Origin of the sequence: Verrucomicrobium sp. (assembly GCA_028283855.1) — a bacterium.
In the GTDB taxonomy this organism is placed as follows: domain Bacteria; phylum Verrucomicrobiota; class Verrucomicrobiia; order Methylacidiphilales; family GAS474; genus GAS474.
This window is the reverse complement of record JAPWJX010000001.1, coordinates 226,632-239,779: the sequence shown is the minus strand read 5'-3', so window position 1 is coordinate 239,779 and position 13,148 is coordinate 226,632. Positions and strand designations below refer to the sequence as shown.

The 13,148-nt window shown below is 63.1% G+C and carries 12 protein-coding genes; all 12 read left to right on the top strand.

Annotation, left to right across the window (positions count from 1 at the left end):
* The first annotated feature begins 187 nt into the window (after positions 1-187).
* Entirely contained in the window at positions 188-1,459 is a 1,272-nt protein-coding gene (locus tag PW734_01190; GenBank protein ID MDE1169818.1) for a hypothetical protein, read from the top strand.
* Positions 1,446-1,835 (top strand): hypothetical protein, encoded by a 390-nt coding sequence (locus PW734_01185; protein ID MDE1169817.1) that lies wholly within the window; start codon positions 1,446-1,448, stop codon positions 1,833-1,835. Before PW734_01190 ends, PW734_01185 begins: the two co-directional genes overlap by 14 nt.
* Positions 1,828-2,238, top strand: coding sequence for a type II secretion system protein (locus PW734_01180; GenBank protein MDE1169816.1), 411 nt, complete (start codon positions 1,828-1,830; stop codon positions 2,236-2,238). Before PW734_01185 ends, PW734_01180 begins: the two co-directional genes overlap by 8 nt.
* Before the next feature lie 13 nt (positions 2,239-2,251).
* Positions 2,252-2,674, top strand: a complete 423-nt coding sequence (locus PW734_01175; protein ID MDE1169815.1) for a prepilin-type N-terminal cleavage/methylation domain-containing protein — start codon at positions 2,252-2,254, stop codon at positions 2,672-2,674.
* Between the two features lie 12 nt (positions 2,675-2,686).
* Positions 2,687-3,259, top strand: coding sequence for a hypothetical protein (locus PW734_01170; GenBank protein ID MDE1169814.1), 573 nt, complete (start codon positions 2,687-2,689; stop codon positions 3,257-3,259).
* Positions 3,243-4,943, top strand: a complete 1,701-nt coding sequence (locus tag PW734_01165) for a hypothetical protein (GenBank protein MDE1169813.1) — start codon at positions 3,243-3,245, stop codon at positions 4,941-4,943. Before PW734_01170 ends, PW734_01165 begins: the two co-directional genes overlap by 17 nt.
* On the top strand, positions 4,940-5,545 hold the full coding sequence (locus tag PW734_01160) for a hypothetical protein (GenBank protein ID MDE1169812.1): 606 nt from the start codon (positions 4,940-4,942) through the stop codon (positions 5,543-5,545). Before PW734_01165 ends, PW734_01160 begins: the two co-directional genes overlap by 4 nt.
* On the top strand, positions 5,542-6,906 hold the full coding sequence (locus tag PW734_01155; protein ID MDE1169811.1) for a hypothetical protein: 1,365 nt from the start codon (positions 5,542-5,544) through the stop codon (positions 6,904-6,906). Before PW734_01160 ends, PW734_01155 begins: the two co-directional genes overlap by 4 nt.
* 7 nt (positions 6,907-6,913) lie before the next feature.
* Entirely contained in the window at positions 6,914-7,792 is an 879-nt protein-coding gene (locus tag PW734_01150) for a MoxR family ATPase (GenBank protein ID MDE1169810.1), read from the top strand.
* A gap of 207 nt (positions 7,793-7,999) precedes the next feature.
* Positions 8,000-9,784 carry an MYG1 family protein gene (locus PW734_01145; GenBank protein MDE1169809.1) on the top strand — a complete coding sequence of 595 codons (1,785 nt, stop codon included), beginning with the start codon at positions 8,000-8,002 and terminating at the stop codon, positions 9,782-9,784.
* A 3-nt stretch (positions 9,785-9,787) separates the two neighbouring features.
* Entirely contained in the window at positions 9,788-12,622 is a 2,835-nt protein-coding gene (locus tag PW734_01140) for a hypothetical protein (GenBank protein MDE1169808.1), read from the top strand.
* The gene (locus tag PW734_01135) at positions 12,619-13,092 is read left to right on the top strand and encodes a YrhA family protein (GenBank protein ID MDE1169807.1); all 474 of its coding nucleotides are present in this window, start codon (positions 12,619-12,621) and stop codon (positions 13,090-13,092) included. The genes PW734_01140 and PW734_01135 overlap by 4 nt, the downstream gene beginning before the upstream one ends.
* Positions 13,093-13,148 lie beyond the last annotated feature (56 nt).

Genomic DNA, 13,148 nt, shown 5'->3' with positions numbered 1-13,148 from the left:
CTGGGCAGGGACCGCAATCACCCAGTTCGCCTGGAGCGGCGTATGGCTCTTCGCCTTGCCGGGCATGCTCATCGAAGCGGCGCGCCTCGGCACCGCCCATCGCCAGCGCTTCCAGCACCTTTTCTGGCGTGGCGCGGGCCTAAGCGCCCCCGCCCATCTTTTTGCCCTGGCACTGCCTATCCTGCTCTTGGGCAGCCTCTCCGTGCTGGCCGCCGGCTCCCTCTCCTTTTTCTTCGGCTACCACACCATGATGGCCGCGTGGCCCTGGTTTCTCATCCACCTGCAATCGGCCCTCCTCTTCCTCACCGTGGCCTTTGGGCTGGTTTGCCTCAGCCTGGGCGTGGCGATCGAGGTTAGTTCCGCCGGGGCGCTCACGCTGGCCGCCTTTATCCTCTTTGCCGGGCAATGGCTCACCCTGGGATTGGACGAAGTACGCGTCCGTTCCGAGGGGGATTTCCGCATCGCCCTGGAAATTATCAGCTTTTGCCTGCCTCAATACCGTTTTGCCGATCTGACCGACCGGATCGTCTATCAATGGGGCGCATTGACCTTTCCCACCTTCCTCATCCTGTTCAGCTATTTCCTGCTTTGGAGTTTCCTCCTCATTTTGACGGTATGGCAAAACTTCCAGCCCCACCGCCAAAAACACCGCAAGGCGACATACGCCGCCATCGCCGTCGCCAGCTTGGGAGTTTTGGGCCTTTCCAACCTGGTACTATGGAACCCGACGCCCCAGCTTTCCAACTGGCGCCAGCAAGAGATGACTTTCGGCTTCAATCCTCTCTCTGCCAAAGAGACCGGTGTGGGAGAGGTCGTTACCGACATCCTCATCCGCCAGATCGACGTCAGCTGGCATGGCGGCGGCCAGCCGTGGAGCCACTACTTGGCCAAAGCCTCCCTATGCGATTTTTTGTCCCGCCGCTACCGGGAGCTCACCACGCATCCCTTTACCCCCACACGGGCGGAACTTTTCCACAATCGGGAACGGAGCGAAGCTCTGGTCCGGCTCGCCTTTGATCTAAGCCCCTCCAATGTCCAAGCCTATCAGGCCTATTTTCACCTCCTTTCCCTCCCTTCCCTGACAGGGGAAATGATCCCCCCCACCGGCGATAAGCCGGAAGATCACGAAGAAGAGTCCGCCGCCATCGTCCTGCCACCTTCGGAAAAGGCGCAGGAAGAGATGCGCCGCATTTCCTTTCTAGCCCTTAAGAATACCGACCTTACCAACCCACAACAGGGCTTGGCAGCCGCATGGGTTTGGTTCAATCTCCTTAATATTACACCTAAATTCCAAACTGAAGAGCGCCGCCAATTGGCTCGGCATATGCTTGAAACTTTGGAGAAAGCGGATGCTGCCTGGAATGCTGGACGCCCGGTCCCTGCGGGTTACGATTTCAAGCGGGATCGCGCTTTTTTAGGCAAACTGGCAAGTTCGGCCATCAAAAATGCAAAAGAATAGCCTCGATCACTGGATCCGGTCCCGGTTCCTCTTTAGCTATGTGATCTGGTGCAATAGCTATCCCTACCTCCCGTACGGCGCCCAGCTTTCCCAGCCTCCCTCCGACTCGAAGTACCGCTTCGCCATCACCTTCCCGAACGAGCAAGCCTACTATTCCTTCACCGATCGGATGATGCGCGAACAGATCTCCTACCTTCCCGTCATCAAGCGGCGGGACAATTTCTGGGTCCAATGGATCGAGCCGGCCGAAAATGGCTCTCTGACCAGCTTCTGGGCCTGGAAAACCTGCCAATTCTTCCTTCTCTCCGCGTTGTGGCTCTACATGCCCCTGTCGCGCATCCTGGACACTTTCCGTGCAATCCTCCTTCGTGCGTAATCGTTCCTCCTCCGGCTTCACCCTCGTCGAGCTGGCGATCGGCATTGCCCTCATCGTCGCCATGAGCATGGCGGGCCTCGGCATTGGCCGTTACTACCGCCAATACCAGAACGGCCTGCAATGTGGCGCCGCGCTCAAGACCATCCGGCAGGCGCAACTCGCCTACCTTTCCGACCATCCCACGGAAACCTACGCCAACATCACCTTCGGCAATTCCACCTTCCTCACCTATCTGCCGAATGGCGGAGACGGCCTGTCTGACTTTCAAAGCACCAGCTGCGTGTACAACGGCAACCAGCACGTCTACCTGAATCCGAACGTCTATCCCCCCACGGCCTCCCTTTCCCCCGGTGGCGCCGCCCTTTCCACCCAAACCGACGGCGTCTGGAATTCCGGCCCGTAACTCCCCTCCACCCATGAAACACGCGCGCTCCCAACGCGGCTTCCTCCTCGTGGAGGCAGCGGTGGCGATCGTGCTTTTGTCCGTCGTAACCTTCACCGCCGTCAACCTCACGGCGAATGCCATGTACGACACGAACTGGACGACGCGCATCACCCTGGCCGATGCCTACCTGGACCGGGAAGCGGCCCTCATGCGCCGCCTTCCTCCCACCGCCCTGCAGGCGCGCGGCTTTGCCGGCACCACGACCAACAACGTCCCCCTGGCCTACTACACAAACCGGGCCGACCCCATTTTCCAAGCGGACAGCGTGACGCGCCAAGTCAGCCAGAACAACAATACCTACACGTATACCGTCACGCTCAACATGACAATCCGCTCCACCACCACCCAAGACAAAGTTTACACCAAGCAGCGCACGGTACAGCGCTACTTCTAACTTTCCGGCGCCATGTTCTTCGTCCAAATCGCCATCTGCCTGACGCTCTGCATCATGCTCAGCGGCGGCTCCATGATGACCGCCAAAAGCGAGATGGCCGCCCTGCGCGCCTCCCAGCTGCTTTCCTTCTACACGCAGGACATGCCCTCCGTGAACCTGACCGTGCAAAAGCTGGTCGCCGGAGCACAGTCCTTCGCCATCTTCGGCGGCTCGGCGTCCGACGCCCTGGCATCCGCCGCCGGCACTCAAAACGGCACCTCCACCCCCAATCTCACCGCCAGCAATGGCCTGGCCGTCCGCCTGGTTTATCCAAAGAGCGACACGACCGGCCTTTACACCATCGGCATCCTTTACTACGACCAGGCCAATCATGCCCTGCGCTTCGGCACCGGCACGTCCAGCAACGCGAACGCAGCCTTTACCCCCTCCAATATTTGGACCGTCGCCGGTCCCACCGCTTCCAACGTTAACTTCTCCGTCAACTTCGGCGTGGCCGATACCAGCGACGCCAATGCCGCGGGCCTCCTCGTCCTGACCCTCGTCCAGGGAGACCGCCAGGTCACCTTCTATGCCGAACGCTTCTGACATCTCCCGGCGCCGCCGGGAAAAGGGCTTCGTCCTCCAGATCACGCTGCCCATTTGCCTCATGCTCCTGGCCACCGCGGCCATGGCCGTGGTCAGCGCCTACCAGATGCGGATCAACTCGACCCGCACGTCGATCCAGACCACCGCCCTGCAGATGCAAACCTCCACCATGCGGGAAAGCGCCGTCCACATCGCCCAGGCCTTCGCCACCACCGACCTCAATTCCCTGCAAGGCAACCTCGCCTCCGCCTTTTCCTCCGTGGTCGGCAACAACACCTTGGGCAATTTCAACCAAGGCGCCGAATACAACGTCGCGCTCCATCCCTTCAACAATCTGGGAGCCACCGCCGACCTCTCCACCGACCTGCAGAACTCCCTCTCCACTTCCTACGCCACGCCAGCCTACCCCGATGCGCGCCTCGCCCTCGTCAAACCGGGCAGCACCTTCATCGCCAAAGTTTTTTCCTACCAGCTCGTCGTCAATTACTCCCAGCGCGACGCCCTTTCCGCCGACACGGCAAACACCGTCGCCGACTTTTCCAAGACAAACGACGTCACCATTTATGAAATCCCCGGCCAATTCGGCCTGGAAGGCGGCAACATCGCCCTGGCAGGAAACACCACCAGCACTGTCCTGGGCAGCAGCGTCAGCGTCCAGGCAGGAGCCAGCGTGCAGGGCAACGTCGTGGGCGACACCAGCGTCTCCTGGGGCAGCGGCGCCACCATCAACGGCGCCACACTAAACCAGGCCAGCAGCGGCACCCTGGGCGAGTCCGAACGGCTTTCCAACACGGCGGGCACCGGTTTCAACGGCCAGGTCTCCGTGGGCCAGCAGGGCGGCTCCGCCGTCCTGATGCAGGTGGGAGACCGCGGCTTCGACACCAACTCCGTCAGCGGCACCCCCTATCTGGTTCCCAAGATTTTCGAGCGGCCCGCAGAGGAGTCCAATCCGTGGGCCCCCGGCACTCCAAGCGTCTGGACCGCTTACTCCCATCCTTATTATTCCGCGGGAGTCCGCATTCTCAGCGGCGAGACTTTGAGCCGCATCGACTACCCGAGTGATTGGCAGCTCCTTTGCAACATCTCCCCTTCCGGCGGCAACGGACCCGGCGGCCAAGGCGCCAGCTTGAGCAACCGCCTTGCCCAAACCGGTCCGGACGATTTTAAAAGCCACTCCAACTTTATCTCTGTCACCAACGTCCCGGCAACCTGCGCCCCCACCGGGCAGGCCCTTATCGTGCAAATCTCCGTCGCCAACATCCCAAAAATCAACAACGCCCGGACCCTTTTTATCGACATCGTCACGGACGGGGGCGACGGCGGCGACACCCGAATGGGGACCATCGTCGCCCTGACCGACGCGCAAAACCTCGACGCCCCCCTCTCCATCGTCAGCGCCAACCCCCTCGTCTTCCTGACCGACTTCAATACGAACAACGCCCCCGCCTCTATTTTGGCACCGGTCATCTACAGCGCCCTGACCACGTCTGAATCGCACAACCTCCAGGTCAGCGGCATCCGTGCCAGCAGCGCCCACACCGGGACTCTGGACACCTCCCGCCTCGGTTCCGGGCCTAACGCGGCCACCCTCTCCAGCTTCAGCTACGGCGATATCACCAGCATTGGCAACCTGCCGCCCATCCTGCTAAAGAATTGGCTCATCGTCTCCTCCCCCCCTCGATGACCCACCCCCTCCTCTCCCGTAGTCTTCTCCTCATTCTGGCATTAATCTGGCTTACATCTCTTGAAGGGAGAGCGGCCGATCCGGACTCTTTCTACGAGCAACGGAAGGCCGAGCTCCTCAATCAACGAAAAAAAGCGCAAGACGCCGGGGACAAAGACAAAGTAGCAACCATCGACGACACCCTGGCCCAGCTACAGTCCTTTGAAGACAGTGAGAAGAAGCCCATTTTTGAAATCCTAGCCGACCCCGAAGACAATATTTACGCCCTTCTCGTCCGAGGAGCCCTTGTGAAACCGCAATCCCTTTCTCCCGACCTAGCCAAACTCGTCCCGGCCGTCGCGCGGCCGGCCTGGCGCCAGAAGTCCCTGGGGACCGTCATAGAAAAACTGGGCGGAAAGGCCGCTCTCCTACGGCCCCACCTCACAAAACTGGATGGCTACCTTTTTCCAAAATGGGTCATCAGCCAAAAGGAAGTCGATGACGTCATTGCCCCTTCGGACCCCACCGTTTCCCCCCGCATCGGCGTGTTTGCCTTTCCGGAAAACGACCAACCCATGAGCGGCGTCCTCGTCCTCAAGGAAGAAGAAAGCCAAAAACCATGAAAACCATCCTTCGTGTTCTTTTCATTTCGGCGGCGGCGTTGTCCCTGGGAAGCTCCCTCGCCTGGAGCGATCCCACCTATCAAACCGCCGTCGTCCTGAGCCGGTCGGACGGGACCAACATCGGCCCCTTTTATTCCGGCGCCAACGGCAACGCATCCGGGGTGGGCGCCTTCGCCCAGGGGAGCAGCGCCAACGGATCCTCCTATAACCAGGTCAATAGCGCCAATGGCGCCATCGGCAGCTGGGTGGCCAAGCTCTATTGGACCGATACCAGCAGCACCAATGCCCCGGACGGCCTTTCCCCCGTTTACAGCGGCAATAGCCTCTCCTATTACGACAAATTCAACCCCAACTCCAACACCACCATCAGCACCAACTGGGGTGTCGGCACGCCGATTCCCTATATCACCCCCTACACCCAGGACGCCCAGCTAGGCACCCCCGCCTCCCCCAACTCCATTATCCGCTCCGTAGTCGGCATCGGGCTGAAACAACTGGTGATTGAGGATACTTATAAATACACCTCCGGCACCTATTACACCGATGCCGACCGCTATGGCGAGGCCAACCAACAGGTGGCCATTTACCGCAGCGATTCCGGCAGCCCCTTCGCCACCGTCGTCCCCACGGCCAGCTCCACGTATAATAGCTCCGGCACCGCTTACAGCATTCCCGCCGGCAGCGGCCTTGCCTTGAACAGCCCCGGCTCCCTGCAATTTTCCGTGAAACCCAATTCCGCCATGGGAAGCACCACCTTCACCATGGCCAATACAGACCAGCAGGCCACCGTCTACTTCCACCCCAAAGCCTCCGTAAGCAACGTCGGCTGGAGTCCCGCCAACCCCTCCCCCGACACCTTCACCTACTTCAGCTGGGCCCCCTATACGGCCACAATCAACGCCACCCAGCTCTATCCCGCCAATTTCACCTGGCTGGAAATCCAGTTCACCCACCAGGACGGCTCGGCTGGCGCCACCTATTACCTCTACGATCCGAACCATAACGCGGTGAACAGCGATACCGACACCTCCGGAAACCACACCTCCGGCACCGTCGATTCCCAAAATATCTCCATCACGGCCGATGCCCCCAACATCTATGCCAACGTGGTCAGCAGCAGCAGCAGCCATCCGCAGAACATCACCTTCATCGTCCGCCTCAACAATCTGAAGACCGCCATGGGAAACAATCCCGGCGCGGGCACCTACACCTTCAAAGTCCACTCCTACTCCCCCCTGCCCCAGGTGAACCAGAATCCCGGCAATTGGGGCACGGATGACTACGCCTCCCTGGCCTCCGCAAGCTTCCTCTACAACCCCGTGCAGAAGGTGAACAGCGGCGTGGTCACCAGCCCGCAGTAACTTCGCGATGGGCGCCACCACCTTCATCAGCACCGATCCCGTGGCCATGGCCGCCGCGGAGCGGGCGCTGGAAGACATGGGGCGGCCCGATTACCTCAGCACCCTCCTGCTCGACGGCCCCCCCGGCTGCGGCAAAACCTTCCTGGCCAAGCAGCTGGCCATCCGCCTGGACGCGGAATTGATCCAATTCCAGTTCTATCCCGGCTCTTCCCATCGGGAGCTGCTCTTCGACATGACCTTCATGAAGGACGGCGTCCCCTCGGAAGGCGTCCTTCCCCGGGCCATCGCCGCCTCCCACCAAAAGCCCGTCGTCCTCCTCCTGGACGAGCTGGACAAGACAGAGGCCGCCACCGACGCCTTCCTCCTCAATTTCCTCAACGAAAACCTCCTCTACGTCCCCCAGCTGGGCGAGCTGCGCAGCAACGCGAAGAACATCCTCATCGTCATCACGAAGAACGACCAGCGCCCCGCGACGGAGCCGCTCCTGCGCCGTTGCCGCTGCGTGCAGATGGCTTGGCCGAAGCCGGAGGTCGAGGTGAAGATCATGCAGCAGCTCCTCCCCGGTTTCCCGGAGGCGGCCTGCCTGGCCATGATCGAGCCCGCTAACCGGATGCGCGAACACCCCCAGATCCGCAAGAAACCCTCCACGCCGGAAGTCGTCCGCCTCGCCCGGGACCTCCAAGCCCTGCTCAAGGAAAACGCCACGCCACAACTCCTGGGCCGCTATTTCATCAACGGCATGCTCCCCGTCATCACCGATCGGGAACACTTCCGCGAGAATTCCGTCGCCCTCGGCGCGCGCATTCAGGAAACTTTCCCGAAAGCCGCCCCGGCCTCTTCCGCTCCGCCCGTTCCGGCAGAGCCGGTTCCAGCGGGCCTCCGCTGACTTTCCACACATCTGAATAAAAAAACTGGGCGACTTTTTACGCTCAGAAAATTTTCAGATTTTTCAAATTCGCCACACAATTGGCGCGGAAGTGGCTTATTCTTGCGCTTAAAAATGGCGATGGTTTCGACCCGTTTCGGCAACCTCATCTCCGGCATGCGCTGTCGGCGGGGGATCTGTCGTCCCTAGCAAAGGACCCACGTACGCATGACCCAGAAGATCATCGTCCACAACGGCCGCCATCACACCGACGATGTTCTCGCTTACGTTCTCCTGCGCACCCTCCATCCCGATCACCAGCTGATCCGCACCCGCGACCTCAGCGTCATTGAGACCCACCGCGACGCCATCGTCTGCGACGTGGGAATGATCTACGACCCGAAGGCCAGCCGCTTCGACCACCACCAGCAGGACCGCGCCACCCGCCCCGTCACCGTCGAAGGAACGGAGCATCAGGTCCCCTACTCCGCCTCCAGCCTCGTCTGGAAGCACTTCGGCCATGAATACCTGGCCAAGATGTTCCCGGAAAAGGGTGAAGCCGAGCGCGGCATGATCCACCGCCTCGTCGACACGCAGGCCCTGGCCTGGCACGACGCGCACGATAACCGCGCCCCGGAATCCCTCGTCTCCGAGCTGGCCGAGCGCCAGGAGGCCGAAGCCCCCATGTTCGGCCGCGCCTTCTTCAAGAAGATCGAGCTTTACCGCCCCACCTACCTAGAGCTGCCCAGCCCCGGCGCGCTCGACTTCCAGGAAGGCCACCGCCCGGCGGACACCGCCGCCCTGGACCGGGAAGACGCCGGCTTCCGCCAATCGGCCGACGTCCTCCAACCCCTCTTCGAGGAAATCGTCCACACCGCCTCCTCCTCCGTCGACCGCTACCTGGCGGGCCGCGAGGCGACGCCCCAGCGCGTCCAGGCCTTTGAAAAGAAGATCGGCGCCCCCCTTTCCGACAAGGAGCGCATCCAGCTCGACTTCGCCCCCGTCGTCGAAAACCTCCACGCCGCCACCCGCGACCGGCAGCAGGAGGTCTGGGCCTCCAACATGCGGGACGCCCAGGGCCACCCGCGCGAGTCCCTCGTCGCCGCGCACGACACCATCCGCAGCCTGGACGAGCTGGCGCAGGACCCCGCCTGGAAAAAGACCTTCACCGGCCTGGAAAAGCTCGATCCCGCCGTGCTGAAGCAGATCGGCTTCAGCCACCAGAACTACTACGCCCCCCTGCACGACCTGCCCAGCGCCCGCATCCGCGGCACGGACGACAAGATGGCCCTCATCATCGCCCCCAGCACCGAGGGCGGCTTCTCCATCATCCCGCTCAACGCCCGCGGCGGCCTGCGCTTCCCCGCCGCCTGGGGCGGCCTGGAAAAGGACGCCCTGCGGAAGGAAATCGGCAAGGGGATCGAAGCCAACTTCGTCCACAACAGCGGCTTCATCGCCTCCTCCTCCGACTTCCGCTCCGCCCTTCTCATGTCCGTGAAGGCCGTGGAAAAGGGCGAAAAAGGGACCGAGGCCAGCGCCGAGGTGCAGGCCCTCCAGCACCACAATCCCAACGCCAGCCACGAGCCCGTGGCGCCCCTGCCCTCCGCCGCCCAATTCGCCGATCCCGACTTCGACATCGCCCGCGAGCAGCAGATCCTGGCCGAGGCCGCCGCCGAGCGCGAGCGCCAGCGCGCCGAGGCCGAGCGCCTCAAGCAGGAGCGCGTCACCGCCCGCCTGGAAGCCCGCGAGGAACGCGACCGCCTGGCCCGGCAAAAGCGCCAGGAGCGCGCGGAGCGCCGCGCCGCCAAGGAAGCCGAGGCCCAGGCCAAAGCCAAGCAGCCCGCCCCCCTCCCCGTCGCCGCCCGCAGCAAGAACGCATCCTCCGCCGCCGAGACCCTGCGGGAAAACAACCCCGACTTCTCCGCCTCCCGCTCCCGCGCGAAGTCCAGCGGGAAAACGCATCCCCAGGGCATTTTCCCCTCCCTTTCCCTCGACAACATGCTTCCCGCCTAACCCATGAGTACCCCCGACCCGCTCTTCGCCGACGTCATCAAGGAAATGGGCCCCGTCCACGGGAACAAGCCCCTGCCCGTCGAAGGGGCCGACCTGGTCCCCGTCGAATACCTCTACCGCCGCGGCGCCCCCTACGAGGCCGGACGCCGGGACTTCAACAATTACAACCGGAAACTCATGGTCAAGTCCCTGGTCCGCTCCGCCGAAACGCGGGGCCGGGTGCAGGACGCCCTCCTATCCTTCCGGGAAACCGGCATCCGCGAGTTCAGCGACCCGATCGACGACCCCCTCTTCAAGACCCTGGCCACCCGCCACTCCCCGCGCCAGGCGCTGCTGGAAGCCGGCCTGACGGAAGCCGACCTCAAGAACTTCGCCAAAGAACACCACTACGTCGACAAGGCCTGGCTGCGCGATTTCGTCAAGAAGCCGGAAACCCAGCTGGCCCTCACCGCCATCCGCAAGGACAGCGCCTACCTGGCCCAGATCGGCGTCACCGCCGACGACCTGCCCAAGAGCCTGGTGGAGATGAACAAGATCATCAGCCAGGGCTACGGCGCGCAGCTCCTCAAGGCCCTCATCGGCTACCAGAAAGAGCCCCTCTTCAAGCACACCCTGGCCAACGGCGCGGAGAAGATGTTCTCCATCTCCGACATCCTGCGGAAATCGATCTTCGACCGGCACGCGGCGATGATCCGCGACCACCACGGCCACCTGGGCCTCATCAACAAGGAAGATTCCGAGATCCTGTCCAGCTTCCTCCTCCAGGTCAGCAACCGCCAGGGCGCCGACAAGCTGCTGCGCAGCGCGGAGGCCAACAATCCCCAGCTGGCCCGCATCTACGCGCGGCTGAAGGAGGCCGGAGAGATCAAAAACCACCAGCTGGTGGAAAACGGCCCGAACGCCTCAAAACTTTCGACGAAGCGGACCGGCGAGCTCAAAGAGCTGCTCGGCAAGATGGCCAATGCCTACGAGATGCCCCCGGAGTATCTCCGGAAAATGCCCGTCAACCACAACGACCAGTCCTCCCGCATCACCCTTAAGTTCCTCCGCGGCCTGCAGGAAGACCACCCCTCCGTTTTCGAGGCCTTCGTCCAGCTGAAGGCGGCCCAGCAGACCGACACGGAACAGCGCGCCCTGCAGGAGGGCAACGTCAGCGTCGGCTACAAGTATTCCCAGTGGTTCATGCGCCTCCTCCAGGCGAAGAACCCGGCCGTCTACGAGAAAGTCGTCCCCATCCTGGCCCGTGAGGCGGCCCAGCGGGACCTCGACCTCATGCGGGGCAACACCTCCGGCCAAGGCGCCATCCGCGGCGGCAAACTCCCCCTGGGCTTCAACGTCCACCACATCAACCCCCTGAGCAACGGCTACGCCGAGCAGCAAATGCTCAAGATCCACCCGCAGATCCGGGAGGAAATCATCGCCCGCGTCGAGGCGGGCAAGCCGATCCACACGGTCATGAATCGGCCCTCCATCGAGCTGATCAACCGCCTGGACAAGCTCGGCCTCATGGGGAACACCCACCGCGGGGAAGACTACCGCTACGCCGCCACCTTCGTCGGCAACCCGCTGACCGCCGGGCAGCTCAAGGAATGGAGCGACCGCGTCTACGAGCGGCTCACCCAGCCCATCGTCAAGGAGAGCGACCGCAACATCGCCCGCGACCCGCGCGTCGGCTTCCTCGACCTCCAGCTCGACCCCACCAAAAAAGGCGTCACCGCCTTCTCCACCGCCGACCGCCAGTTCTTCACCAAGCGCGGTGTGCCGCAATGGGCCTACGTCCGCCTGGCCGACGCCAGCATCCAGGACGGCAAGTTCGACCAGGCCGCCTACCGCCGGGAAGCGGACAAGATCTGCCGCACCCTCGTCTACCACATGCTCTCGGAAGAGAAGGCCTACCAGGTCCTTTCCGAACAGCACATCGTCGGCGGCAACTCCACCGGCATGTACCTGGGCAAGGACGGGGAAGTCCACTTCAACGCCGCGCGGGGCAACCTCCTCCTCGTCAACTCCTCCGCCTCCCACCCCATCTGGAACGACCACAGCGCCCTCCACATCGGCATCGACCCGCAGTCCAAGCAGCGGACCAACGCGGAGGAAATCGCCCGCCTGGAAGGCGCGCGCAACCACGCCCCCGCCGAGGACCAGGAAAAGATCAGCGCCGCCATCGCCCACGTGCAGAAGGAAGCCGGCGGCACCTCCCTTTCGGAGCCCCAGCCCCAGCGGGCCTACATCCCCATGCCGCGGGACATCGTCCTGACGGACAAGGTCGCCCGCAGCGCCTGGGGCGGCGCCAGCAACTTCCGCAAAGTCTTCACCCACCCGGAAAAGTTCTCCCGCGAAACCTGGTGGATGCCCTGGGAACGCTCCATGCGGGAAACCCTCCCGGCCGACACCACCTTCGGCAACCTGACCCCCTCCTCCTACGTCGACAAGCAGAGCCTGGACTACCAGCAGGGCTTCGCCATCGGCTCCATCTACGGCCAGATCCGCAAGGGAAAGCAGCCCTGGGACCAGGAGCCCCCGCTCCTGCCCGCCCGCTACAGCGTCGACCTCCACGCCGGCTTCCGTGACGGTGAGGAAAAGGCGGAGGACCTCCCTCCCCTCGTCGGCCTCAGCCCGGAGCAGGTCCGCAGCGCCCTCTACTACCTCTCCATGTCCCACGGCTTCCGCGGGTATGACGAGCGGGAACCGGCCCCCTACACGCCGCCCGCCCCCTTCACCCTGCGCCCCACGCAGAAGAAAGTCGTCCTGGACCACCAGGCCATGCAGAGCGCCAAGCGCTCCACCCCCGCCCCCGGCCAGGAACAGGGCGGCGTAGAGCCCACCATCTCCCAATGATGACCGACGAGACCCTCGACCTCATCGAGCAGGTCTTCGAGGACAAACGGGAGGGCGGCTACCCCACGGAGCCTCCCGCCGGTCCCGAGGCGCTGGACGGCTTTCGCGCCTGCGCGGAAGAAGCGGGCCTCGGCACCTTGCCGGAAGACTGGATCGACTTCCTCAAACAGAGCGACGGCCTCGCCTGGAACGGCGTCACCCTCTTCGGCCTGGACCAAGAGGACGACGAGGGGGAGCCCTACGCCCGGGGCGGCCTGCTGGAGTTCAACCGCCGGGAACGCCCCGCCGACAAGCCCGCCTCCCGTTACCTTCTGCTGGGTCATACCGACGTCGACTACCTCGCCTACGACCGCCAGGAACGCATCTACCTGGCCCTTTCCCTCGCGGACTGGAGCGTCTCCGCCACCTATCCCGACTTCGCCGCCTTTTTCCAGGAACAAGCGGAAATGATGCTCGGCGGCGAAGCCTGAAGGCTTCCTGGCACACCCCTTGCTTTAGGCCGGGGCCATGATGCCCCGTTTGCCCC